The 23802-nt window shown below is 68.2% G+C and carries 24 protein-coding genes and 1 pseudogene; 12 read left to right on the forward strand and 13 right to left on the reverse strand.

Translation table 11 applies throughout. The features are described from left to right. Both ABW137_RS02805 and ABW137_RS02810 read right to left on the reverse strand, forming a co-directional pair. On the reverse strand, window positions 1-981 hold a 981-nt coding region (locus ABW137_RS02805; RefSeq protein ID WP_526396667.1), incomplete at its 3' end, for a sugar phosphate isomerase/epimerase family protein. A 35-nt stretch (window positions 982-1016) separates the two neighbouring features. Continuing rightward, on the reverse strand, window positions 1017-2213 hold the full coding sequence (locus ABW137_RS02810; RefSeq protein ID WP_526396669.1) for a Gfo/Idh/MocA family protein: 1197 nt from the start codon (window positions 2211-2213) through the stop codon (window positions 1017-1019). A 138-nt stretch (window positions 2214-2351) separates the two neighbouring features. On the opposite strand from ABW137_RS02810, the gene ABW137_RS02815 reads away from it, so the two are divergent. The 3 genes and pseudogenes from ABW137_RS02815 (at window position 2352) to ABW137_RS02825 (ending at window position 4075) form a co-directional block, all read left to right on the forward strand. Continuing rightward, the gene (locus ABW137_RS02815; protein WP_526396711.1) at window positions 2352-3353 is read left to right on the forward strand and encodes a LacI family DNA-binding transcriptional regulator; all 1002 of its coding nucleotides are present in this window, start codon (window positions 2352-2354) and stop codon (window positions 3351-3353) included. A 34-nt stretch (window positions 3354-3387) separates the two neighbouring features. Continuing rightward, window positions 3388-3574: pseudogene (locus ABW137_RS02820) on the forward strand (hypothetical protein); the annotation flags it as partial. A gap of 21 nt (window positions 3575-3595) precedes the next feature. Further along, the gene (locus ABW137_RS02825; RefSeq protein ID WP_526396671.1) at window positions 3596-4075 is read left to right on the forward strand and encodes an SRPBCC family protein; all 480 of its coding nucleotides are present in this window, start codon (window positions 3596-3598) and stop codon (window positions 4073-4075) included. Here the strand turns inward: ABW137_RS02825 and ABW137_RS02830 are convergent. Both ABW137_RS02830 and ABW137_RS02835 read right to left on the reverse strand, forming a co-directional pair. Further along, window positions 4072-4848, reverse strand: coding sequence for a TIM barrel protein (locus tag ABW137_RS02830; protein WP_526396673.1), 777 nt, complete (start codon window positions 4846-4848; stop codon window positions 4072-4074). The two genes, ABW137_RS02825 and ABW137_RS02830, sit on opposite strands and share 4 nt — an antisense overlap. After that, the gene (locus ABW137_RS02835; protein WP_526396675.1) at window positions 4845-5003 is read right to left on the reverse strand and encodes a hypothetical protein; all 159 of its coding nucleotides are present in this window, start codon (window positions 5001-5003) and stop codon (window positions 4845-4847) included. Before ABW137_RS02835 ends, ABW137_RS02830 begins: the two co-directional genes overlap by 4 nt. Window positions 5004-5255: 252 nt before the next feature. Between ABW137_RS02835 and ABW137_RS02840 the strand changes: the two genes are divergently transcribed. Then, window positions 5256-5444, forward strand: a complete 189-nt coding sequence (locus ABW137_RS02840; protein ID WP_526396677.1) for a hypothetical protein — start codon at window positions 5256-5258, stop codon at window positions 5442-5444. Between the two features lie 20 nt (window positions 5445-5464). On the opposite strand, the gene ABW137_RS02845 is transcribed toward ABW137_RS02840, so the two are convergent. The 9 genes from ABW137_RS02845 to ABW137_RS02885 form a co-directional block, all read right to left on the reverse strand. After that, window positions 5465-5863 carry a 4Fe-4S binding protein gene (locus ABW137_RS02845; RefSeq protein ID WP_526396679.1) on the reverse strand — a complete coding sequence of 133 codons (399 nt, stop codon included), beginning with the start codon at window positions 5861-5863 and terminating at the stop codon, window positions 5465-5467. Beyond that, complete coding sequence (locus tag ABW137_RS02850) at window positions 5860-7473, reverse strand: FAD-binding protein (RefSeq protein ID WP_526396681.1); 1614 nt, start codon at window positions 7471-7473, stop codon at window positions 5860-5862. The genes ABW137_RS02845 and ABW137_RS02850 overlap by 4 nt, the downstream gene beginning before the upstream one ends. Further along, complete coding sequence (locus ABW137_RS02855) at window positions 7457-8194, reverse strand: ABC transporter ATP-binding protein (protein ID WP_526396683.1); 738 nt, start codon at window positions 8192-8194, stop codon at window positions 7457-7459. The genes ABW137_RS02850 and ABW137_RS02855 overlap by 17 nt, the downstream gene beginning before the upstream one ends. Beyond that, window positions 8191-9060 carry an ABC transporter permease gene (locus tag ABW137_RS02860; RefSeq protein ID WP_526396685.1) on the reverse strand — a complete coding sequence of 290 codons (870 nt, stop codon included), beginning with the start codon at window positions 9058-9060 and terminating at the stop codon, window positions 8191-8193. The genes ABW137_RS02855 and ABW137_RS02860 overlap by 4 nt, the downstream gene beginning before the upstream one ends. After that, the gene (locus ABW137_RS02865) at window positions 9057-10025 is read right to left on the reverse strand and encodes an ABC transporter substrate-binding protein (protein WP_526396687.1); all 969 of its coding nucleotides are present in this window, start codon (window positions 10023-10025) and stop codon (window positions 9057-9059) included. The genes ABW137_RS02860 and ABW137_RS02865 overlap by 4 nt, the downstream gene beginning before the upstream one ends. A 148-nt stretch (window positions 10026-10173) precedes the next feature. Then, the gene (locus ABW137_RS02870) at window positions 10174-11163 is read right to left on the reverse strand and encodes a Gfo/Idh/MocA family protein (protein WP_526396689.1); all 990 of its coding nucleotides are present in this window, start codon (window positions 11161-11163) and stop codon (window positions 10174-10176) included. Between the two features lie 31 nt (window positions 11164-11194). Continuing rightward, on the reverse strand, window positions 11195-12064 hold the full coding sequence (locus tag ABW137_RS02875; RefSeq protein WP_526396691.1) for a sugar phosphate isomerase/epimerase family protein: 870 nt from the start codon (window positions 12062-12064) through the stop codon (window positions 11195-11197). Next, complete coding sequence (locus tag ABW137_RS02880) at window positions 12061-13080, reverse strand: Gfo/Idh/MocA family protein (protein WP_526396693.1); 1020 nt, start codon at window positions 13078-13080, stop codon at window positions 12061-12063. The genes ABW137_RS02875 and ABW137_RS02880 overlap by 4 nt, the downstream gene beginning before the upstream one ends. Then, complete coding sequence (locus tag ABW137_RS02885; RefSeq protein ID WP_526396695.1) at window positions 13077-14243, reverse strand: phytanoyl-CoA dioxygenase family protein; 1167 nt, start codon at window positions 14241-14243, stop codon at window positions 13077-13079. The genes ABW137_RS02880 and ABW137_RS02885 overlap by 4 nt, the downstream gene beginning before the upstream one ends. A 95-nt stretch (window positions 14244-14338) precedes the next feature. Between ABW137_RS02885 and ABW137_RS02890 the strand changes: the two genes are divergently transcribed. The 8 genes from ABW137_RS02890 to ABW137_RS02925 form a co-directional block, all read left to right on the forward strand. After that, entirely contained in the window at window positions 14339-15343 is a 1005-nt protein-coding gene (locus ABW137_RS02890) for a LacI family DNA-binding transcriptional regulator (RefSeq protein WP_526396697.1), read from the forward strand. Window positions 15344-15419: 76 nt separating this feature from the next. Next, on the forward strand, window positions 15420-16463 hold the full coding sequence (locus tag ABW137_RS02895) for an S-methyl thiohydantoin desulfurase family protein (protein ID WP_526396699.1): 1044 nt from the start codon (window positions 15420-15422) through the stop codon (window positions 16461-16463). After that, window positions 16456-17952 (forward strand): PucR family transcriptional regulator, encoded by a 1497-nt coding sequence (locus ABW137_RS02900; protein ID WP_526396701.1) that lies wholly within the window; start codon window positions 16456-16458, stop codon window positions 17950-17952. Before ABW137_RS02895 ends, ABW137_RS02900 begins: the two co-directional genes overlap by 8 nt. Window positions 17953-18104: 152 nt before the next feature. After that, entirely contained in the window at window positions 18105-19451 is a 1347-nt protein-coding gene (locus tag ABW137_RS02905) for a purine-cytosine permease family protein (protein WP_526396703.1), read from the forward strand. Further along, the gene (locus ABW137_RS02910; protein ID WP_526396705.1) at window positions 19448-21040 is read left to right on the forward strand and encodes a hydantoinase/oxoprolinase family protein; all 1593 of its coding nucleotides are present in this window, start codon (window positions 19448-19450) and stop codon (window positions 21038-21040) included. Before ABW137_RS02905 ends, ABW137_RS02910 begins: the two co-directional genes overlap by 4 nt. After that, window positions 21037-22149, forward strand: coding sequence for an S-methyl thiohydantoin desulfurase family protein (locus ABW137_RS02915; protein ID WP_526396707.1), 1113 nt, complete (start codon window positions 21037-21039; stop codon window positions 22147-22149). Before ABW137_RS02910 ends, ABW137_RS02915 begins: the two co-directional genes overlap by 4 nt. Window positions 22150-22262: 113 nt before the next feature. After that, complete coding sequence (locus tag ABW137_RS02920; protein WP_526396713.1) at window positions 22263-23087, forward strand: PfkB family carbohydrate kinase; 825 nt, start codon at window positions 22263-22265, stop codon at window positions 23085-23087. A gap of 330 nt (window positions 23088-23417) precedes the next feature. Next, on the forward strand, window positions 23418-23802 hold a 385-nt coding region (locus ABW137_RS02925), incomplete at its 3' end, for a 2-oxoacid:acceptor oxidoreductase family protein (protein WP_526396709.1).

The raw sequence follows: 23802 nt of genomic DNA on the forward strand, positions 1-23802 counted from the left end.
CGCGGCCTTGAGCACCTCCGCCGCCACCGCGATCCCTTCGATGCGCCCCAGCTCGGTGTCCTCGTGCTCGATGTTGACCAGCATGTCCGGGTCGACCTCGTGCAGGGCGCGCAGGAATTCGGTCCAGTAGGCGGTGTCGTGGCCCTTGCCGAGCGCGACGAAGTCCCACGCGGACTCCTTGGGCCACTCGTTGGCCCACTCGTCGCCGCCGAGGTTGGTGCGGGGCTCCTCGGGTGCCAGTCGACGGAAGCTGTTGTCCAGCACACCGTTCAGCGCAGCGTATTCGGGATTGACGCGGACGTCCTTGGCCGCCGCGTGAACCACTAGCTCGCCGAGGTGGCGCACCACGGTGACGGGATCCATCTGCTGCCAGAACAAGTGCGACGCGTCGAGTTCCACACCGATGTGGGTGGTGCCTGCGAGCTCGACGAGCTGATGAATCGTCGCGCTGTTGAACACGATGTTCTGAGGGTGTAGTTCCAGGGCGACCTTGACGTCGCTATCACGGGCGAGCTTGTCGGTCTCCCGCCAGAAGTCCGCGGCGATCGCCCACTGGTAGTCGAGAACGTCGAGCGCGGCTGAGTTCCAGGCGTTCACGATCCAGTTGGTGCGCGTGGCAGAGGATTCGCCCCCGGGCAGACCCGACATGGTGACGACGCGATGCTGGCCGAGTCGCTCGGCGAGACGGATCGAACGGCGGATGTCCTCGGCGTGCTTCGAACCGATGTCCGGGTTGGGATGCAAGGGGTTGCCGTTGCAGTTCAACCCGGCGATGGACACCCCCGTGCCCTCGAAGATGCCGAGGTAGTCGTCGCGCGCGGTGTCACTGACCAGGATGTCGTCGAAGGTCGGCACGTGGACCGGAGGCAGGAATCCTCCGGTGTTGATCTCGATGCCGGTCAGACCTACGTCGGCGATCGCCGCAATGGCTTCGGGCAGCGGCCGGTCGTGGAGGATGGCGTTGTAGAGGCCGAGTTTCATTGAGATTGTGTCCCTTCGGATTTGGTGGGGAGGGGCTAGATGACCTTGACGGCGAGACCGCCGCCGTTGGCCGACTCGGTGATCGCAGCGACGACCCGCAGGCCGTGCAGGCCGACTTCGAAGCCCGGCAACGGGCCCAGGTCGCCCGCGGTGCCTTCGCTCGACCGGGCCGCGACCTGATCCAAGAAGGCGCGGGTCTGATAGTTGAACAGGTCGGCGACGCCGTGGCCCACGCCGCCCGCATCCATCGGCAGGCCGCCGCGAATGTAGGGATGGTCTGGCCCGATCAGGACGCGTCGCGGGCCCCCGAGCTCGCTGCGGACGTCGTCGGCCGAGATCTGAAATTCACTGGCGCGGTGAAGGTCCCATGCCGCAGAACCCTTGGAGGCGAACAGCTCGAAGCCGAGTCCGTCGGGCAGGTTGTGTGCGACCCGCGATGCGGAGAACGTTCCGACCGCGCCGTTCTCGAACCGCGCCGTGAAGGTCGCGACGTCCTCGTTGTCCACCGGTGCGAGCTCGTCGCTGACGGCACCCTTGGTGTGACCGTAGGTGACGCCGACGGGAACGGGACGCTCCTTGACGATGGTGGCGAACGCCGCGCCGCTCACCTCGACGATGGGTCCGCAGATGAACTCCGCGAGATCGAGAAGGTGGCTGCCGACGTCGGCCAGCGCTCCGGTACCGGGCCCGCCCCGGTAGCGCCAGGTGATCGGCGAGGTGGGGTCCAGTGCGTAGTCGCACCAGTAGTGGCCGTTGAAGTGCACCAGCTCGCCGAGGGTGCCCGCGGCTAGCTCGCGGCGGATCATCTCGACGGCGGGGGAGCGGCGATAGGTGTAACCGACGGCCGTCACCTTGTCGGAGTTCTGGGCGGCAGCCACCATGGCCTCGGCGTCGGCCAGCGAACCGGCGAGGGGCTTCTCGCACAGCACGTGCTTGCCTGCGGCGAGCAGGCCCTCCACGATCTCGCGGTGCAGGTGATTGGCGACCACGACGCTCACGGCGTCGATGTCGGGCGCCTCGGCGATGGCCTGCCACGAGTATTCCGCGCGCTCATAGCCGTAGCGCTTGGCGGTGTCGTTGGCGACCGACTCGTTCATGTCGGCGATGGCGACCAGCCGAACGTCGGGCCGGTCGGTACCGAACAGCGTTGTGGCGTTGCGGTATCCGGCAGCGTGGGCGCGGCCGGCCATGCCGCCGCCGATGACGGCTACGCCGATTGAGTCGGTCATCAATGCTCCCTGATTGGGTCGGTCTTGTTCCGGTCTATTTGACCGGTCTAAGTTGATACTATGGGGCTCGTCACAGGGTTCTGTCAATCCCCCTGCGGACGACGAGGAGACCCGGTGGAGAACAACCGCGAACGACCGACCATGCAGGACATCGCGGACAAGGTCGGCGTGTCCAAGGCGCTGGTCTCCCTGGTGATCCGCAAGGCGCCCGGGCCGAGCGAGGAGACCAGGGCGCGGGTGTTCGCAGCTGCCGAGGAGCTCGGCTACCGGGTCAACCGCACCGCCGCGCTGATGACGGCGCGCCGATCACACCTGATCGGCGTGATGACCGACATCCGCAACAGCTTCCATGCCGAGATGGTCGAGGACATCGTGGAGGCGGCCGACCGGGCGGGGTACGAAGTCGTCCTCGGAGCGGTCACCGCCACCCACGGCGAGGCCAAGGTCATCGACACGCTCCTCGACTTCCGTTGTGAGGGCGTCATTCTGCTCGGACCAGAGTCGGAGACCGCAGCGCTCACTCAGATGGGGCGGCAGGTTCCCACGGTCGTCGTCGGTCGGCGGGTGACCTCGACTGCTCTCGACGTGGTGCGCGCCGCGGACGCGCGTGGCATCGGTCTGGTGGTGGACCATCTCGTCGAGCTGGGGCACCGGCGCATCGTGCACGTCACCGGTGGGCCCGGTTCGATCTCGGCGGATCGCCGCAAGGGCTATCTGAAGGCCATGCGTCGCAACGGCCTCGACGAGCACGTCGAGTTCATCGACGGCGACTTCACCGAGAACGCCGGGGTCGACGCGGCCAAGGTCCTCCTGACCGCCGATCGCCTTCCGAGCGCCATCGTCTGCGCCAACGACCGCAGTGCCGTTGGGGTGCTCGACGCGCTCCGGCGGGCGGGACTGGACGTGCCGGGAGCGGTGTCCATCACCGGCTACGACGACAGCGCATTGGCTCGACTCGGCCACATCGATCTCACCTCGGTGAGTCAGGCGCCCCGCGAGCAGGCCAACCGCGCCGTCGAGGCCGTCGTCGAACGGTTGGACGGTGGCCGCACGGAGCCTGCGTCCTCCGTTCTCGTCCCGCAGCTGGTGGTGCGTGGAACGACGGGCGCGCCGATCGGGGATCAACGTTCCCTGGGGGCCTGAAGGTACGTGACGATCGCGTTGGTCAGTCCGACGCGACCTGGGCTGGTACACGCTGCCGAAGGGTTCGCTCGGCGGCAACTACCTCAAGTACCAGGGCCTGGTGGACGGGGTGCCGCGCGTCCGCGCTTGACGCGATCCGGTCGGTCGTCGCGGCGCCCCCTGGCCTGCTGACGAGCGCCGACGTTCCCCTGCGCGGGTTCGCGGGACGGTTCAAGCCGTAGGCGCTTGGGTAAGGTGCGCAGATGAGCATATCCACGGTATCGAAGGTCGACGCAGGTCAAAAGCGAGTTGCCAGGCGCGTCCTGGTCAAGGCGTCGGCGTCGGAGATCTTCGCGATCGTCGCAGATCCGCACCGTCACCCGGAGCTCGACGGCTCCGGCACCGTGCGTGACGTCGACGTGAAGGGTCCCCATCACCTTGCGGTTGGCGACAAGTTCACCGTCGGCATGAAGCAGTTCGGGGTGCCGTACAAGATCACCTCGACCGTCACCGAGGTCGAGGACGGCAAGGTCATCGAGTGGCAGCATCCGTTGGGCCACCGCTGGCGCTGGGACCTGACGGAGGCGACGCCCGGCGACACCACGGTCACCGCGGTGACCGAGACGTTCGACTACAGCACCGCGAAGGTGCCGCTGATGATCACGGCCCTTGGCTACGACAAGAAGAACGGCGACGGCATCACCACGACGCTGGAGCGACTCGCGCAGCGATTCGCCAACTAGACCGTGAAGGCCGAGCGGAAGGCCTCCAGCGCAGCCACGTCGTCACCCGAGGCGTAGCCCTCGAGGCCGACGGTTCCCCGATAACCCATGTCGGCCAGCGCCTTTGCCACGGCCGGATAGTAGATCTCGCCGGTCCCCGGCTGGCACCGACCCGGCACGTCAGCAACCTGGATCTCGCCGATGGCAGTGCCGCTGCGGCGCACCAGTTCGATCAGGTTTCCCTCGCCGATCTGCGCGTGGTATAGGTCGAGCATCATCTTGACGTTCGGATGCGCGACACCCTCGATCAGGGCCAGGACGTCCTTCGCGCGGGCCAGCGGCACCCCAGGGTGGTCGACGATGGTGTTGAGGTTCTCCACGCAGAACGTCACGCCGGAGGATGCGCCGAGCTCACCCAAGCGTTCGAGTGTCTTCAGGGCCGTGGCCCACATCGTCCCGGTCGCACGAAGGCGCGGTCGTGCTGGCAGGCCGTCGACCAGCTCGGCGGTATGAAGGTTCAGCCGCGTAACACCCAGCGCCTCAGCGGCTTTGATGCTGAGCTCGGCAGTGCGAACCACCTCGCTCGCCGTCTCGGGGTCGATCAGGTCACCGTGCAGGTAGCCCGTCATCGAGGTGAACTTCGCCCCGGTCGCGGCCAGCGCGTCGAGGTCCTTGTCGTGCCAGCTCCAGATCTCGGCCCCGAAGCCAAGATCGTGGATCCGCCGCACCCGTTCGACGATGGGGAGGTCGGTGAACACCATCTCGGCGCTGACCGAGAGCTCGAAGGCGCTCAAGAGCGCACCGTGCCCGTCGGGGTGACGGCCGACTCGCTGCGCACGGATTCTGCTGCCGCCGAGCCGATCTGGAGGGCAAAGTGGGCGGCCGCGCCGGGGTCGGCGATCAGCGGATCGGCGGATGCCGTTGGTGCGGTGCGCTGCTGATCGGGCATGTGACACTCCTGCTACTAGATCGTTCTAGGTTCGGTAAGAGTAAGGCGGTCGTCCGTCGTGCTCACCCCCGGGCAAGACTTTCACGCGGACTCGTCGCCCACGCATCGAAAACACGATCCTCGACGCCGACACCGAAGTTCGTCGTCCGTTAAGCGACTCGACGTCTAGGCGAGCAAAGCGACGAGGGAAGTTAAGGTGCTGGTGGCGCGCGTCACCGAGCCGTATTCACGAATCCGCGGCACAATCGTCACGTGAACATCGATCGCGAAGCCTCGGCGCGCACGCCGGCCTGGCGTGACCCGTTTGCCATCCCCTTCGGCGCGCACCGTCGGGTCCTGCTCCTGCGCTTGCGCTGGCACGAACGGGCCGCCACCCGCCCACTGGAAACCCCGTCGGTTCGCTCGCCGCGGGGCATCCGGCGAGGCAGGCGCCGGCCCTGATCGACGCGGTCAGGGAGGACTCAGCGACTCCAGGGCTGGTCGGCGATGGGCGCCGGAGCAGGCAGGCGGGACTCCTGCAGCGGCGGGACCGCCTTGAGAGTGGCGTTTTCGTCGCGCAGCTGGCCCGAGGTGCGGCCCCGGCCCCAGCCGATCAGCTCACGGTACCCACCGAAGAGGCCGTGCTCGGAAACCGCGTTCTCGTCGGCATGCGGGCTGCCTGGCTCGACGGGCGTCGACACCGGTGAGACGTACAGCGCGTCGGTGGGGCAGTAGGCCTCACACATGAAGCACGTCTGGCAGTCCGACTGTCGAGCGATCACCGGCACGCCATCGGCCCCCCGGTCGAAGACGTCGGTGGGGCAGACCTTCACGCAGACGTCGCAGGCTATGCACGCTGTGGCGCTGACGATCTCGATCATGCGACCGCTTCAGAGGAGATGAGCTGCGGTAGCACCGGATCGGGCGCCGTCCATACCTCGTCGAGTCCACCGACCAGAATGCGATGCCCGTAGCGGTGATCCTCGCCACGCAGGTCCTCGCGCCGATGTAGGCCGCGGCTCTCCTTGCGCTCCAGCGAGGAGGCCGTGATCCACCGGGCGGCTGCCACCAGCGCCACCGCCTGGCGGGTCTTGTAGGCATCGCGTGCGGCCACCGGAGCGAGTCCGCCGGCAATCTCGCGCCACAGGTCTTCGAGCGCGGCGCTCGACTCCACCAGCCTCTTCTCCGACTTCAAGTAGCTGCGCTGCGGCGGAAGGACGTGCTGCTGAGCTGCCCTGACCACCTCGTCGACGGTCGGAGCGTCGTGGGAACCCGGCCTGATGCCCACTCGCTCGCGCACGGCTGCAGGCCCGGCCGCGCGGCGCAAGCTGAACTCCGAGGCCCCACGTCCGGCAAAGGTGCCCGACGCGATGGCCCAGGACCCGTTGTGGCTGCCGCCTCCGCTGATGGAACCGGTGACGAGCTCCCTGGTCGCGACGTCGCCAGCGGCATACAGCCCCGGAACCGTTGTCGCACAGTCAGGTTCGGTCAAGCGCAGACCGCCGGTGCCGCGAACCGACCCCTCATAGACCATTCGGACGGGATAGGCGGTCACGAATGGGTCGATGCCGGCCTTGTCGAGCGGCAGGAAGTAGTTCGGTTGGGCGTCGCGCATCGTCTGCCTGGCGTGTTCCGGCGCGCGGTCGAGCCGTGCGAACACGCGCTGTCCGTGGGCAAGGGCCCACTGCGCGTCCTGGCGTCCGCTGAGCCCGGGACGGGTGGCCAGCGGTTGGCCGTGCTCGTCGTAGAAGCTGCCCCACTGCAGCATCCTGCCCTTGGTGTGGGTGCCCCATTCGGGGGCCAGGGCGTACGCGGTACAGAACTCCATGCCGGAGAGGTCCGCGCCGGATTCCGCGGCCATCAGCAGTCCGTCGCCGGTGTTGACGTTGGTGCCGAAGGTGCCCGACAGGAAGGCGGTGCCCCCACTGGCCAATACCACCGCACCCGCGGTGATCCGCCACGGCCTGCCACCGTCCTGACGGGCGATGCCGGTGGCGCCGTTGACCGTACCGTCGCCGTCCGTGGTCAACTCCATGGCCGGGTGGTGGTCCAGGATGCGGACGCCGCTGCGGTGGGCCTTGCGGCGCATCCGGCGCATGTACTCGGGGCCCTGCAGGCTGCTGCGCATCGGGCGCCCGTCGGCACCCACCGGGAACGGGTAGCCCCACTGTGCGAGCTGTTCGATCCGATCCCACGAGGTGCTCGACACCCGGCGCATCCACTCGGCATCGGTGAGCCCGCCCGCGGCGCCCTCCCGTTCGCGGATGGACTCCTCCCGGCGTGGGCCTGGCGGGGTCAGCCACAGGTTGTTGCCGCCCGCGGCCGTCGCGCCACTGGTGCCGCAGTACCCCTTGTCCACCAACGTGACTCGGCTTCCGGACTCGACGGCCGAGATCGCGGCCCACGTGGCCGCCGGACCCCCGCCGATGACCAGGACGTCGGTGACCATGCCGTCGGTGACCATGGCGCCGGCATCAGCGGGATCGGTCATGGCCGACTTCCTCCTTGACGCCCAGTTCGGCCAGCAGGGTGTGACGCAACTCGTCGAAACCGTTGTCCGAGCGGCTGCGCGGGAACGGCAGGTCCACACGCCGATCCAGCGAGATCCGGCCGTCGGACAGCACCACGACCCGGTCGGCCAACAGGATCGCCTCGTCGACGTCGTGAGTGACGTGCAGCACGGCCATGTGCCTGCGGGACCAGAGGTCGTGCAGCAGTCGGTACATCTTCAGCCGGGTCAGTGCATCGAGAGCTCCGAACGGTTCATCGAGCAGCAGAAGGTCGGGCTCCCGCACCAGCGCCCGCGCCAGCGCAACCCGTTGTGCCTCACCGCCGGACAGCGAGAGCGGCCAGGCCCGAGCCTTGTCCGCGAGGCCGACCTCGCGGAGCGCGGCCACGGCACGAGACGTGCGACTGGGGGCATCTGGGCCGCCGTCGCGCAGCGCGAACGCCACGTTCGCCAGGGCCCGCCGCCACGGCAGTAGCCGCGGGTTCTGGAAGACCACGGCCCGGGAGCGGGGCGCGACCACCGAGCCCGTCACCTGGTTGTCGAGTCCGGCGAGCACGCGCAACAGGGTGCTCTTCCCCGAGCCCGAACGTCCCAGCATGGCCACGAACTCGCCGTCGGCGATGTCGAGCTCCACTCCGTCGAGGACCTTCTGCGGGCCGAAGGCGCGACCCAGCCCGCGGATCTGGACGACGGGTGTGCTCATTGCGCGCCGCCCAGGCCGTCGAACCCGTTGCGCCACGACAGAAGTAGACGCTCCAGCACCCGTACCAACGTGTAGGACAGCAGTCCTGCGATCGCGTAGATGACGATCACCAGCAGCGAGACGTCGAACTGCAGATTCGTCTGCGCGCGCGACATCAGGTACCCGATGCCCTTGGTGGTGTTGATCATCTCCGCGAAGATCAGGCTGAGCCATGCGCTGGACAATCCCAGCCGAAGGCCGATCAGGAAGTTCGGCATGGCCCCCGGCAGGATCACCTGGGTGATCAGCGTGGATCGCCGGGCGTTGAGCGTCTGCGCCATCTCGATCAACTGCTGGTCGACACCGCGGATGCCCGAATAGGTGTTGATGTAGATCGCGATGGCGACGCCCGTGGTGATCAGGACGATCTTCGGTCCTTCGCCGATGCCCATCCAGATGATCAGCAGCGGGGTCAGCGCAAAGTTCGGCACGGCCTTGAGGATCTGCATCGTCCAGTCCAGCAGGTCCTCACCCGTGCGGGTGAGGCCGGCGAGAATCGCCAGCAGCACGCCGATGAGCACGCCGAGCACGGTGCCCGTCAGCACCCGCGTCAGCGAAGCGCCCACGTGCGTGGCGAGTTGACCGTCGCTGAGCAGCCGCCACGCGGTACTGGCCACCTCCGCAGGCGGCGGGAAGAGGTCGGTGTTGAGCAGGCCGGTGGTCGAGCCGATCGTCCACGCCGCGAGGATGATGACCGGGCCCATCATCCGGCGGATGGGCCGTGGAATGCGGGACCACAACCCACGTCGTCGGCGTTGTCCCGCGACGACGTCGATCAGGTCGGGTTCGGCCGTCCCGGTGTGGACGGGGGCAGCGGCGGAGGTCACGCGGAGGCCTCGACCCAGTCCCGCACCGAATATTCGGCGTCCAGCGAACCGTCGGCGTTGAGGAAGTCGTAGGCGGCTACCAGCTGGTCGACGCCCACAGCAGGGAACGGCTCGGTGTTGAACTCGTCGGGGCTGGTGGCCTCCTTGACGAGGTCGAGCTTCGACCCGTCGGTCTCGGCGACCCAGGCCAGGTAGTCGTCGAAGTGGTCCCTGATGTCGGTGTTGACCGCGGTGACGGCCTTCTGCCAGGCGGCGCGGAAGTCCGGGTGCTGGTCGGTGAACGGCGACAACGCGATGTTGGTCCCGGTGCTGCCGAAACCGTGCTGGGAGAGGCTGTCGATGATCGGGAACCCCTGCTCCCGCAGTTCGAAGGCGCTGGCACCGGTCACCACGGTGGCGTCGATCTGACCGGCGCTCAGGCCCGCGATGGATTCTGGGGTCGGCACGTCACGCACTTCGATCTGACCGGTGAGCCCCGCCGCGTCGATGAGCTGTCGGGCCGCGCGATCGCGGATGGTGCCGGCTGGGGCGGTGATGGACTTGCCCACCAACCCCCGGATGTCGGTCGGCCCACCCTTGGCGCCGACGATCCACGCGTCGCCGTTGATCGAATCCAGGGCTAGGAGCACGACTTTCGGATCACGACTGCGGGCACGCAACCCCGGGTTGTCACCGATCGCGGCGACGTCGATCGCGTTGGCGAACAGCGCCGACGCGACGTCGCTGCCGGATTGGAAGAACGAGTACTCGATCTTGTCGACGCCCGCGGCCTTCAGCTGCTCGGTGAGGATGCCCTGACGGTCACCCCAGCCCAACGAACCCGCGGGCGTCCCGGTGGGGGAAGTGGCGCCGATGCGCAACGTGTAACCGCCCGCGCCGGCATCGTTGCCGTCGGAGCTGCTGCAGGCGACGGCGGTCGCGGCCAATGCCGAGACCAGGGCGAGGCGAACGAGGCGGCTGAACATGCGAGGGGACCCTCCGGAGGCGCGGCGCGGGATGAACACGGTGCGAACGAACGCACGAATCCGTCCCAGTAGACGTCTCTGTCCAAGTGCCGTCGACTGTTTCGCTCACGTTGACCACAAAGGGCGGCCCCGGGTTCGCCGATCCGGTTCAGCGCGGCTGCATCCCCGCCGCCCGGTACGCGTCATCGACGATGGCCATGTTGGCCACTGCGTCGGCCGTACCGAACGGCAACGAGGCACCGTGCTCCACGTGGGCGGCGAACGCCTCCAACTGATACGTGTATGACGGCCGGGTTCCGAGGTTTTCGACGACGGTACCGGCGGCCGTGGTGATCGTCAGACGGTCGTCCTTGTTCGGCTTGACGAAGTCGTGCACCAGCAGCTCGCCCGCCGTGCCCACGATGCGAACCGTGAACGAATAGCCCTCGCCCACCATGGAATGCGTCGCCAGACCGGTGGCGCCGCCGGGGAAGCCGAGGTCGACGTCGCACCACGCGTCCACGCCAGGGGTGCGCTGCTCGGCGCGGGCACCCGTGATCGACGGCGCGCCCTCGACGCCCGCCATGCCGATGGCGCCGATGGACCGCATCACGTGCAAGCCGTAGCAGCCGAGGTCCATCAGCGCCCCGCCAGCGAGGTCGAGGCGCCAGCGCGGATCGTCTTCGCCGGGACTCGGCATCGCCATTCGAACTTCGATCCGCGTCACCGCTCCGATGGTGCCGTCGCCTGCCAACTCGAACGCGCGTCTGGTGACTGGGTGGAAGAAGTAGTGAAAGCCCTCCATGACGGTCACGCCCGCCGAGTCGGCAGCTTCGGCTACCTTCCTCGCCTCGGATTCATCACGCGCAAAGGGCTTCTCGCTCAATACCGGCTTCCCCGCCGCGATCGCGGCGAGGTTCCATGGAGCGTGCAGCGAATTGGCCAGCGGGTTGTAGATCACGTCGACGTGCGCGTCGTCGATCACCGCCTGGTAGTCGTCCAACACTCGCTCCACGCCATACTTCTCGGCGAAGGACGCCGCGCGCGAGCGGTCCCGCGCCGCCACGGCCACCAAACGGTGACCGAGGTCGGCTGCGGGTCCGACGATCGCCTCCTCGGCGATCCGCGACGCGCCGAGCACGCCAATTCTCAAGACCATGCGTTGTCCCTTTTCGCTCCAGGCGGGAAAGTCACGCGGTCACCTCACGCAGGTACGCCACACTGGCCAGCACGTCGCGCACCGGGCCTTCGTCCTCCGGTTCGTCGGCGAGGATGGTGTCCTGCTCGAGGACGAACCAACCGTCGAAATTGTTGTTCCGCAACACCGAGACGATACCTGCGATGTCGACGTCGCCACTGCCGAGCGGGGTGTACATGCCCGCCGACACGGCTTCGGTGTAGGTCAGCTCACCGGACTGCACCCGCGTGGCGAGCGCGGCGTCGACGTCCTTGAGGTGGGTGTGAGCGATGCGATTGGGTACGGCCTTCGCCAACTCCAGGGGGTCGGTGCCGCCGATGAGCAGGTGCCCCGTGTCCAGGCAGAGCGGGATCGAGGAACCCGCCAACACCCGGTCGACGTCGGCCCTGGTCTCGACGATCGTGCCGACGTGCGGGTGCAGCACCGCCAGCAGTCCGCGGTCCGCCACGATGGCGGCCAGCCGGTCGAGGTTGGTCAGCAACGTGGACCACTGGTCCTCGTCGAGCACCGGACGCGTGTCGTAGCCGTCCGACCCGGTGGCGGCGGCGAGCACGACCACTCCGGCGCCGGCGGCCACCAACGACTCCAACGGCCCGGCGAGATCCTGGACGGGGTCGTGGTCGCGGTCGAACAGCACGACTGGTACGAAGCCTCCGACACACGCGAGATCCTTGTCGCGCAGCACCGCCTTCAGCTCATCGGTATCGGTCGGAAGGAACCCCTCTGGGCCGAGTTCCGTTGCGGTAAGCCCTGATCCGCGCATCTCGGTCAGCACCCGCTCGCGGTCCAGCTGGTAGCCCCAGCCGGGCACCTCGCAGACGCCCCACGAGATCGGGGCTCCGGCGATCTTGATTCCACTCACGAGTTGCGCACCTCGGCGATCGTGACGGGGGTACCCCGGCGCAGCGACTCGGTGGCCGCCTCGGCCAGCCAGGCGACCTCGACGGCGTCGGCGACCGTCGCGCCGAGGACCGGGCCACCCTTGGTCACCTCGACGAACGCGGCCAGCTCCGTGCGGAACGCCTCGGTGAAGCGGTCCATGAAGAACCCGTGCGACGGCCCGGTCGGGAAGTCCTCCGGAGATCCGAAGTGGGGGTCCGTATTTCGCAGGGGAACGCCCTGATCCCAGCCGGCGGCGACGCTGTCGTCGAAGCCGTGGATCTCCAGTCGGCAGTCGTAGCCGCGGGCGTTGTAGCGGGCGTTGGACACCACGCCGAGGGCTCCGCCGTCGAACTTCACGATCACCGCGGCGGTGTCGACGTCGCCGTACTCGGCGAACAGCGGATCACCCTGCACGGTGCCGGTCGCGTATACCTCGACGGCGCGCTGCCCGGTGATCCAGTTGATGATGTCGAAATCGTGCACGGCGCAGTCCCGGAAGATGCCGCCCGAGCCCTTGATGTAGTCCAGCGGTGGGGGAGCCGGATCCATCGTGGTGCTGCGCACGGTGTGGATGGTCCCGACCGAGCCGTCGTCGACCGCCCGCTTGGCTGCGGCGAAGGCCGCGTCGTACCGCCGCTGGTAGCCGACCTGGACCGGCACGCCGGAGGCGAGGATCACCTCGGCGACGCGGGCGCTCTCAGCTGCCGTCGAGGCAATCGGCTTCTCGCAGAAGGTCGGAATGCCACGCGCGACGGCGGCTAGCGTCAGCTCCGCGTGGGCCGGCGTCGCGGCGGCCACGACGACCCCGTCGACGCCGGAGGACAGCAGCTCGTCCACCGTCGCGACGTACGTGGCGCCGTGCTTGGCGGCGACGGCCTCGGCCACGTCACCGCGCTCGTCGGTGATCACCAGCCCGTCGATGCCGTCGAGGTTGCTGAGGGTTTCGGTGTGGAAGGCGCCGATGCGGCCCAATCCGATTACGCCGAGGGTGGTCATGGAATTCTCCTTGTCGTCTGCTGCGCGAGGGTGGCGTCGAGTGCTTCTGGGGTGTGCTGCTCGGCCAGGGCGGCCAGCACGGTGTCGACCTGACTTGGCGGCGCGAGGCTGCCGATCGGTTGGTCGCGATCGAGGTTGGTGGGGAACGCGTAGCCTTCGGCGGTCGCGTTCACCGCATTGCGGAGCTCGCGATCGGACCGTCCGGCGGCCTTCATCTCCAAGAGGGCCGGGTAGATGGCGCGCACCATGGCGGTGCGGTCCATCGCCTCCATCGCCCGACCGAACGGTGACGAGATCTGCAGCAGGTTGGCCATCCGGCGGATGCCGGTCGAGGTGTTGGCACCGGCCCCATGCATGAGCGCGGGGTTGAAGAACACCGCGTCGCCCTTGCGCAGCGGCACCTGCACCTGGTGGGCGGCGAAGTGGTCGATGAATTCCTGCTGATAGAACGCGATGTAGCCGCCAGGGAACTTCTGCGAGTGGGGCAGCAGCATGGTCGGCCCGCTCTCCAGCGGCATGTCGCAGTGCGCGACCGCACCCTGCAGGGTCAGGACCGCCGACATGCGATGCATGTGCGCGGGATACGCCGACAGCTGGTCGGCATCGACGAAGCCGAGGTGGTAGTCGCGGTGCGGAACCTGCGGGGCGCCACCGGGATTGACGACGTTGACCTGTGACGTGACCTGGTAGCGCGGGCCCAGCCACGCCTCGCACACGACGGCGAGAGCGTCGTTGGCGTAGTACTCGGCGAAGACCTCGGGATCGTGCAGTGCGAGCTTCTGCGCGGCGTTCCAGATGCGGTCGTTGGCGCCCGCCTTGCCGAAGTGGTCACCCGCGGTGGCGCCCTCGGCGCGCTGCACCTCGATGAGCGCGGTGAAGGCGGCGCTGGCGCGGTCGACGACGGCGGCGTCGAAGGCGCCCTCGAGCACGACGACCCCAGGGCCTTCGGCGAGCGCGCGGATCAGCTCGGTCTGCAGGGCACGTCGGTCGGCGCCTGCCAGTGTCTCGGCGGAGTAGACGAGCACGCCGTGGCGGACGTCGGCCGCATGCGGGTAGTCGGTGGGATCGGTGTCGGTGGAGACGAGGGCGCGGAAGTCGTCGAGATCGCAGTCCGTCGCCTCGATCCACGCACCGTGATGGGTTGTCGTCGTTGGCATGCCCATTAGTCTTGTTGTGACCCGCGCCGCAATCAACAGCAAAAATCAATCAAAAACCCATCAAGCAATGGGTATCCGTAGTCCCGGGAGGAGGTCGCGACATGCCGCACCGCTACAAAGTCCGCGAGATCGCGCAGCAGTCAGGGCTTTCCGAGGCGACCGTCGACCGCGTCCTCAACGACCGGCCCGGCGTGCGCGAGAACACCCGCGCCGAGGTGGCTCAGGCCATCGCGGATCTCGACAAGCAGCGTGCTCAGCTCCGGCTGAATGGCCGCCGCTTCCTACTCGACGTCGTGATGCAGACACCGCAGCGGTTCTCCGATGCCTTCCGGGCCGCGGTCGAGGCCGAACTGCCCGCGTTCGCCCCGGCGATGCTGCGGGCCCGCTTCCATCTCTGGGAGTCCGGTTCGACCGACCAGACCGTCGCCGTGCTGTCCCGGATCCGCGGCAGCCACGGCGTGATCCTCAAGGCTCCGGATGCGCCGGAGGTCGCCGAGGCCGTCGACGCCCTGGTCGCCGCGGGCGTCCCCGTGGTGACGTACTCGACCGACGTCCCGAACAGTGCGCGACACGCGTACGTCGGGATCGACAACCACGGTGCAGGCGTGACGGCCGCGTATCTGATGGACCAGTGGTTGGGTTCGTCGCCATCGGGTGTCCTGATCACCCTGAGCGGCACGGTGTTTCGGGGCGAAGGCGAACGCGAGGTGGGATTCAGGTCGGCGCTGCGCGGCTCGGGTCGCGAGGTCGTCGAGGTGAGTGACAGCGACGGCATCGACGAGATCAACGAGGGATTGGTACTCGCCGCCCTCGAACGCCATCCGTCGGTCGAGGCGGTGTACTCGGCGGGTGGCGGCAACACCGCGACGGTGGCCGCCTTCGAGCGATTGGGCCGCGCCTGCCGAGTTTTCATAGCCCACGATCTCGACGTCGACAACCGCAGGCTGCTGCGCGACGGGAGGATCTCCGTCGTGCTCCACAACGACCTGCGGGCCGACGCACGCCTCGCGATGCGGCTGATCCTGCAACGCCACGGCGCCCTGCCCGCCGAGGCCGCGCGCCCGACGCCGATTCAGGTGATCACCCCGTACAACCTGCCGGCCTAGCACCGCGCGCGGTGGCTGCGCCCGGGCAATACCCTGGTGGAGGTCGCCGTGGAATCACCCGACGCTAGGAAACGCGATGTGGCAGCTCGGCCGTGATGATCTGGACACCCTTGCCGCCGGTGCATCGCTATTGGGCTCGGGTGGCGGCGGGCAGCCGTACTGGTTCAGGGCGTTGGCCGTTCACGCCTTCGGCGAACGGACCTCGATCCCGATCCACGACGTCGACGACCTGCCCGACGACACGCTGTCCGTCAGTACCGGGCTCGTCGGGTCCCTGTTGGCGTTCCACGAGCGCTCACCGGAGGGGTCCGAGTTCGCCAGGGCCGTCGATCGGGTGCTTCGGGAATACCCCGGCGCGCGCGCATGCGTTGGCAACTACGAGAGCGCCGGTGCCAACATCTTCGCCGCGCTGGTGGTGGCCGCCGCAGGCGCGCTACCCGTCGTCGACTGCGACGGAATGGGCAGGGCGCTGTCGTGGCTCGACCAGACCACCTATGACGTGGCAGGTGTCTCGATCGCACCGTTCGTGTGCACCGACAGCTACGGCAGATCAATGCTCTACGAAGACATTCGAGGCCGCACTGCCGAGAAGTTCATCCGCGCCGCCGCGGTCGAGATGGGCGGTTGGTGCGCATTTGCGGGCTACCCGATGCCCGTCTCCCGGCTGCGCACGGCGGGAATACCTGGCTCGATCCGTCGAGCCCTCGAACTGGGGCGGACCGTCGAACGGTCCCGTCCGGCCGAGGTGGTCGACGCTCTGGTCGACCAGCACGATGCCCGCCGCGTCGCGACCGGACGCATCGCGGACGCCCGCTGGCGAACGATCCGCGACGGCGGCATCGGCTCGATCGTGCTCAGGGAGTCGGGCAATGGGTCCGTCGTGCGCGTCGAGGCGCGCAACGAGTTCCTGCTTGCCATCGTCGACGGTGAGATCGCCGCCCGCACACCGGAGATCATCTGTCTGGTACGCACCCGCGACGGCCGCCCGCTGCAGGCCGAGTCGGTGCTTGCGGTGGGGACCGAGGTCGACGTCGTCGCGCTGCCCGCCCCGCCGCGGTGGTCGGAACCGGGCTTCGAGGACAAGGTCACACCGGCGGCCTTCGGGATCACCGGTGTCTGACCCGGGACGTCCCACCGTGCGTGGTGTGCTGTGCCTTCCCGATCTCGCCGGGGCCGAGGTGCTTGGCGGCGCAACGGGTCTCGACAGGCCTGCCCGCGACGCGCACGTCGTGGCGCCCGACGATGCGCGCCTCGTCGCGCCGGGAAGCGTGGTCTTCCTGACCTCCACCGACAGCCTTGGCACCGAACTGGCGCTCGCGGGCCTCGCCCAGCGTGAGGCCGCGGCCGTGTTCGTCGACCACGACGTGCTGGTGTCCACGCAGTGGCTTGCCGATCGGTTCGGCATCCCGCTAGTGCGCGTGACGGCCGACCGCTCCGAGTCCGCACTCGCCGTCCGGCTGCATCTGCGGCACCCCGTGGTCGAGCGTGGTCTGAAGTGCGCGGCAGCGGCGGCGCGGCTGGCAGGGGCGGACACCCCGTCCCGCGTGACGCGCGTCGTATCCGACGTCGTCGGGCATCCGGCCAGCGTGCTGGGACCGTCGGGAATCCTGCTGGCAGGCGCCGAGCCACCTGCCGGCGTGCGGATCGCGAACGCGACGTCGGGCCGCGTTGACGGCGAGTACGGAACGGTCGTCTTCGCATCGACGCCGCCCGGCAGGGACTCCGGTTCGCGGCTCACGTGCGCCGTGCACGCGCCCGTCGGGGTGGCCGCGACGTACGTCGAGACCATCCGGGCGGTCGCCGAACTGGGCGTCGTGCGACTGAGCGCATGGGCCGCGCGCTCGTCGCTGACCGCCGCATGGGACCAGGCGGGCCAGGGTGCGCTGCTGGCCCATCTGCTGAGCACGGGATCCCTCGACGGATCCCGCGCCGAACAGGCGGTCGCGCTCGGATGGCAGCTCGAGGGCTTTCACCTGGCGGCCGTCGTGCGCCCCGAGGACCCCCGCGCCGACCGCTCGCTGATGCTCACCGCGCTGCAGAACGCTCTGGTCGCCACCGGCCTCACCGTGCCCGCGGTGCCGCTCGCGGACGGCTGGGTGTGGTGGATCAGCTCGCCGGACCGGCCGACGCGAGCTCAGATCACGTTGCGCAGCAACGACGTTCGCCAGATCGTCGCCGAGCTGTCCGAGCATCGGATCGCCGCGGGCGTGGCGGGGGCGGAATACGGGCTCTCCGGACTGGTACGCGCCATCGACGAGGCAGCTCGATTGAGCCGCATCGCCGGGCACACCGCAGGCCGTCGTGCCGTGGAGACCTCCAACGATTCCAACCCGCGCCAGTACCTCCTTGCCGCCGTCACCGACGAGCAGGCGCGCCAGCGGGCCGAACTGCTGCTGCAACCGCTCCGCGACGCCGCGGACGGCGCACTGCTGGGCACCCTCAACGTCTACCTGCTCTCGGAGTGCTCGACGTCCGCCACCGCGAGGCGTCTCGGGGTGCACCGCAACTCGGTGATCAAGCGACTGGCTCGCATCCAGTCCCTGTTGGGAGTGGACCTGGACGACGACGACACCCGACTGGCCCTTCGCATCGCCTGCCGTGCGCTCTGAGTGCGAAACACGCACGTCACGGGCGGTAACCTTCGGTGCCCGAACCGCACTCAACGCTGCGGGCCAGGTGTGCAGTGTGCCCACTGACTGCACTGCCTCGGCTCCGTAGCGTGCACCTGCAAGCGACCCATCACGCGCTGCACGGAGGAATCATGGCCACCAGAAATGCGGGCGACCCGACCGTCGCCGTCCCGGCGTCCGAACACGGTGACGACTACGCGCTGTCACGGGTGCCTGCGTCGGCGCGATATCACTGGTTCAGCGTGTGCATCCAACGATTCGGTCAGTTGTCGTGCCTGTCGCAGTTCATGCTGGGCGCAGCCCTCGGCTTCGGCATGACGTTCACCAATGCGATGCTGGCGGTCCTGCTTGGCGCGGTCATCCTCGAGATCGTCGGTGTCTTCACCGGCATCATCGGGCAGCGCGAGGGCCTTTCGACGTCGGTGATCGCCCGCTGGACGGGGTTCGGCCGGTGGGGATCGGGCCTGATCGGCATCGTGGTCGCGCTGAGTCTGACCGGCTGGTTCGGCGTGCAGACCGCCGTGTCGGCCGAGAGCCTGAAGACCATCATCCCGGTGGGTCCGCTCTGGATGTGGTCGCTGCTCTTCGGGCTGGCCGTCACCGCGATCGTCGTCTACGGGTTCGGGTCGATGGCGTGGGTCGCCTACGTCACCGTTCCCGCGTTCATTCTGCTCGCGGGTTACCTCGTCATCGCCAAACTGACCGAGTACGACGTCGGCGAGTTGGCGTCGGGCCAGCCTGCGGGCCCAGTTCTGTCCCTCGGCGCGGGCGCGACCCTCGTCGCAGGCGGCTTCATCGTCGGCATGGTGACCACCCCCGACATGACCCGCTTCAACCGAAGCGCCAAGGACGTCGTGAAGCAGACCGTGCTCGGCGTGACCCTCGGCGAGTTGGTGATGTGCGTGGCCGGGGTGCTGCTCGCCCACGCGCTGCGCACCGATAGCGTCGTCGACATCGTCACCAGCTCATCGGGATTCGTCGGCACCCTGATCATCATCTCGGGGACCTTGAAGATCAACGACTGGAACCTCTACTCGTCGACGTTGGGCATCGTGAACGCGCTGGAGACGTCCTTCGGGGTCGTGGTGAACCGCCGCGTCGTCACCATCCTGGTCGGGGCAGTCGGTTCGGTCCTCGCGGCACTGGGCATCCTCGGCCACTTCATCGACTTCCTCACCATCCTGGGTGTCGTCATTCCACCGATCGCAGGCATCATGGCCACGGAGTACTTCCTGGTGCGGACCTGGCGTGCCGAACTCGAACGCTCCGGACCGAACCTGCCGGCCCGCGAACCCACGCTGATCATCGGCACCTTGGTGGTGTGGGCGGTCGCCGCGCTGGTCGGGCACTTCGTCGCATGGGGCATACCGTCGCTGAACTCGCTGGTGGTGGCCACGGTGCTCTACCTGATTTTCGCGAAAGTCGGTCTGCTCAAACCGCTTTCGATACAACCGACGCGACTGGGAGCCGCTGCGTGATCATCGGCATCGACGTCGGCGGCACCAACACCGATGCGGTGATCCTCGACGACGGCGTTGTCGTGGCCGCCACCAAGACGACGACGACCCCCGACGTCACGTCGGGGATCACCGCCGCCGTCGACCGGCTTCGGGAGATGTCCGGCGCGGACGTGAGTGCCGCGAGCGCAGTGATGATCGGCACGACGCACTTCGTCAACGCCCTCGTCGAGGCACAACGACTCTCACCAACCGCGGTCATCCGGCTCGGCCTGCCTGCCGGAGCTGGCCTGCCGCCATTGGTCGGGTGGCCCGCCCGCATCGTTGCAGCCATCGCAGGGCAAGCCTTCATGGTCCACGGCGGCCACGAGTTCGACGGGCGCAAGATCAGCGACCTGCGCCCCACCGAACTGCTCGACGCCGTGGACAAGGCGTTGGCCAACGGGGCCGAGAGCATCGCCATCTCGTCCATCTACTCGCCAGTGAACGCCGAATTCGAGCTCGTCGCAGAGGACCTCATCGCACGGAAGTACCCAGACGTCCCGGTGACGCTGTCGCATCAGATCGGTCGGCTCGGACTGCTCGAACGCGAGAACGCCGCAGTCATCAACGCGGCGCTGAGGGCCCTCGCCCGTGACATCAGCGCGGCACTGACATCGGCGATCCGGAACTTGGGAATCGCTGCGCCGCTGTTCGTTTCGCAGAACGACGGCACCGTGATGGACCTCGACTTCACCCGACGCTACCCGGTCAACACATTCGCCTCCGGTCCGACCAACTCGATGCGGGGCGCCGCCTTCCTCTCCGGGCTGACCGAGTGCGTCGTCGTCGACGTCGGGGGCACCACGACCGACGTCGGCATGCTGCAGAGCGGGTATCCACGGGAGGCCGCGCTGGAGACCGAGGTCGAGGGGATCCGCACCAATTTCCGCATGCCCGACGTGCTTTCGGTGGGACTCGGCGGCGGGTCCAGGGTCCGTGCAGGAGCCGATGGCGTGACGGTCGGGCCCGACTCCGTGGGATATCGCATCGGCACCGAAGCCCTGGTGTTCGGCGGTCAGACGCTGACGGCAACCGACGTCGCGGTCGCCGCCGGACTGGCGGACATCGGTGATGCCTCCCTGGTGGCCGACGTCCCCGGCGGAACAGTCGATGCGGCACTCGAGCAGATCCGGCTGATCCTGGCCAACACCGTGGACCGCATGCGGACGTCGACCGATCCCGTCGACGTCGTGGCGGTCGGCGGCGGATCGATTCTCGTCCCCGCCGAATTGGCCGGTGCCCGCGAGGTTCATCGTCCCGCGAACTTCGCCGTGGCGAATGCGATCGGAGCGGCCATCGCGCAGGTCGGCGGCGAGGTGGACCGGATCTTCGGGGTCCCGGCCGGCCAGCGCGAGCAGGTGCTCGACACGGCCAAGCAGGAAGCGGTCGACAAGGCCATTGCGGCAGGCGCCGCGCCCTCGTCGATCAAGATCGTCGAGATCGACGAGGTGCCGCTGGCCTACCTGCCGGGGAATGCCGTCCGCGTCCGGGTGAAGGCGGTCGGCGATCTCCCCATGGGGCGAAGCGCGGCGACCAACGCACTACCTGATCGAGGAGTACGCACGTGAGCCGTCGGCTGACCGAACAGGAACTCGTCGACATGGCGGCGGGGGCGGCGATCATGGGGACGGGCGGCGGAGGCGACCCCCTGGTCGGTCGGCTGCTGGTGCAGCAGGCGCTCGACACGGGTCTCACCGTCGAGATCATCGCCCCGGAGGAACTCGACGACGACGATTTCGTCATCTCCACCGCGATGATGGGCGCCCCCAGCGTCGTCGTGGAGAAGTTGGCGAACGGCAACGAGGCCGTCGGCTCGTTGAGAACCCTCGAAGCACACCTGGGCAGGACCGCCGACGCGACCGTTCCGATGGAATGCGGCGGCCTGAACTCCATGATCCCGCTCCTGGTGGCCGCCCGGGCAGGCATTCCCGTGGTCGATGCCGACGGCATGGGACGCGCATTCCCCGAGCTTCAGATGGAAACGTTTGGGGTGTATGGCATTTCGGGATCGCCCCTGGTGATCTCCGACGAGAAGGGCCACACGGTGCTTGTCGACACGGGCGAGGACAACGTCCGCATGGAGACCTTCGCCCGCGCGGTGACCATTCAAATGGGGGGTGCCTCGTTCATCGCCGAGTACCCGATGAGTGGCGCCGACCTGAAGCGCACCGGCATCCCGCACACCCTGTCGCTGGCCAGCGGGATCGGGCGGGCGATCCGCGAGGCCCGCGCTGCACATGCCGACCCCTTCGCCGCACTGGTGGATGCCGTGAAGGGATCCATCTACGGATATGCGACGTCACTGCTGGAGGGCAAGATCATCGACGTCGAGCGCTCCATCGTCGGAGGGTTCACCGCGGGACGGGTCACCCTTGCCCCCTTCGACGACGGCGAATTGCTCACCATCGAGTTCCGCAACGAGAACGTCGTCGCCCGACGTGGCGACCGCGTTGTCGCCGTCGTCCCCGATCTGATCACCGTCCTCGATCTCGAGTCGTGCACTGCCATCACCACCGAGGCGCTGCGATTCGGCCAGCGTGTGCGGGTGGTCGCCATCTCGACGCCTGCGATCATGCGGACACCTGAGGCGTTGCGCGTGTGGGGCCCGCAGGCGTTCGGGATCGACGATCCGTGGGTTCCCGTGGAGGACCTCACCGCCCTTCACCTGCCCGGCTGACGTTCGGGTCGTCGATTTACAGCCAGGCCGGATACCATTTCGCGTCACGGCGACTTCGGCGCGCCGATACATGTCAGGAGATTCGATCGGTGCGGTCACAGCTCGTCAACGGTGTGACCGTCCTCGGCAACCTCGCAATCGATGTCATCGACGGTGCACCCCCCACGCCCGGCGGGTGCGCATCGTTCGCGGGCGTGGCCCTGGAGTTCGCAGGCGGCGCCGGTGAGATCGTCGCCATGGGCGCTCCGGAGGATCACCAGTTGTTCGAGGTGGTGCTGGACCGTTTCGGCCCGCTGGTCAGAATCATCGACTCCGACCGCACGGCGGGCTTCAGCCTGGACTACGTCGACGTCGACCACCGCGCGATGGCGGTCACGGCACTGGGGCCGATCTGGGGAACCCCCGAGATCGAGGCCGCCGATCCCACCACCACGTGGGTGCACCTGGCGCCACTGATGCGAGCCGACTTTCCCGGGGAGACCCTGGCCCTGCTTGCCGCGCGCGGACACCGGGTGGCCTATGACGGCCAGGGTCTCGTCCGCGCCGACCAGCTCGGACCCCTCACCGTGGATCGGCACTATCCGCACTCGCTGCTGCGCGACATCAGCGTCCTCAAATTGGCCGAGGACGAGGCGGTCATCGTGGCCGACGGCGTCTTCGACGCAGCGACGGCGGAGCGGCTCGGCGTCCCAGAGATCCTGGTCACGCTGGGCTCAGAGGGGTGTGACATCTACACCGACGGCTCGGTCGTCCGGGTGCCCGCCGCGTGGCGCGTGACGGGCGTCCAGGCCACCGGGGCCGGTGACATGTTCACGGCGTGCTACGTCGCCAACCGGGCGGCCGGGGCGGACCCGGTGGCGGCCGCCGAACGGGCCAGCGAACTCGTCGCGCGCGAACTCGACAAGAGGCCGCACGTCGAGTCGGCGCGGCTCGCGTAATCGCAGCTAGCGGCGTCAGGACTGGACACCTGTCAAGTTCGTCCGCGCCTCGTACTCGTGAGTAGCCCGTTTCTTAGGATTGACGGCCGTCGAAACGTGACGAAAACCACAAAAGTGGCGCTCAGCGGCGATCGGCACGCAATTGAAGTGCACGTTTCTAGCCGCTCGACGTGCAGGACACGCGGTCGTCCGGTAAAGCCCTGCCTAAGAGAAGTGCAATAATCGGTACTGACAGTGACAGAAAAACCGGGTGGACGTCAGCCCGACGGCGCGTCATCCGACAGCGACACGAACTGACGTCACCTGACGGAGCGCGAAGGGCAGGGGGACGTGGAATTGAACGGCAATGGTGACGACACGGCCGCCGGCGAAAACGCGGCCCGTCCGCAGAAGCTGGAGAAGGTAGTCATCCGCTTCGCTGGCGACTCCGGTGACGGGATGCAGCTCACAGGCGGGCGCTTCGCGAGCGAGACGGCCGTCCTCGGGAACGACCTCTCGACCCTGCCCGACTTCCCCGCGGAGATCCGCGCGCCGGCCGGCTCGCTCCCCGGCGTCTCCGGCTTCCAGATCCATTTCTCCGACCACGACATACTCACGCCCGGGGACGCGCCGGACGTGCTCGTGGCCATGAACCCGGCGGCGCTGAAGACGAACCTCGGCGACCTCCGCGAGCGCGGCACGCTCGTCGTCAACCGCGATGCGTTCTCGGATCGGA

It is taken from the genome of Mycobacterium sp. (assembly GCF_040509115.1).
In the GTDB taxonomy this organism is placed as follows: Bacteria; Actinomycetota; Actinomycetes; order Mycobacteriales; family Mycobacteriaceae; genus Mycobacterium.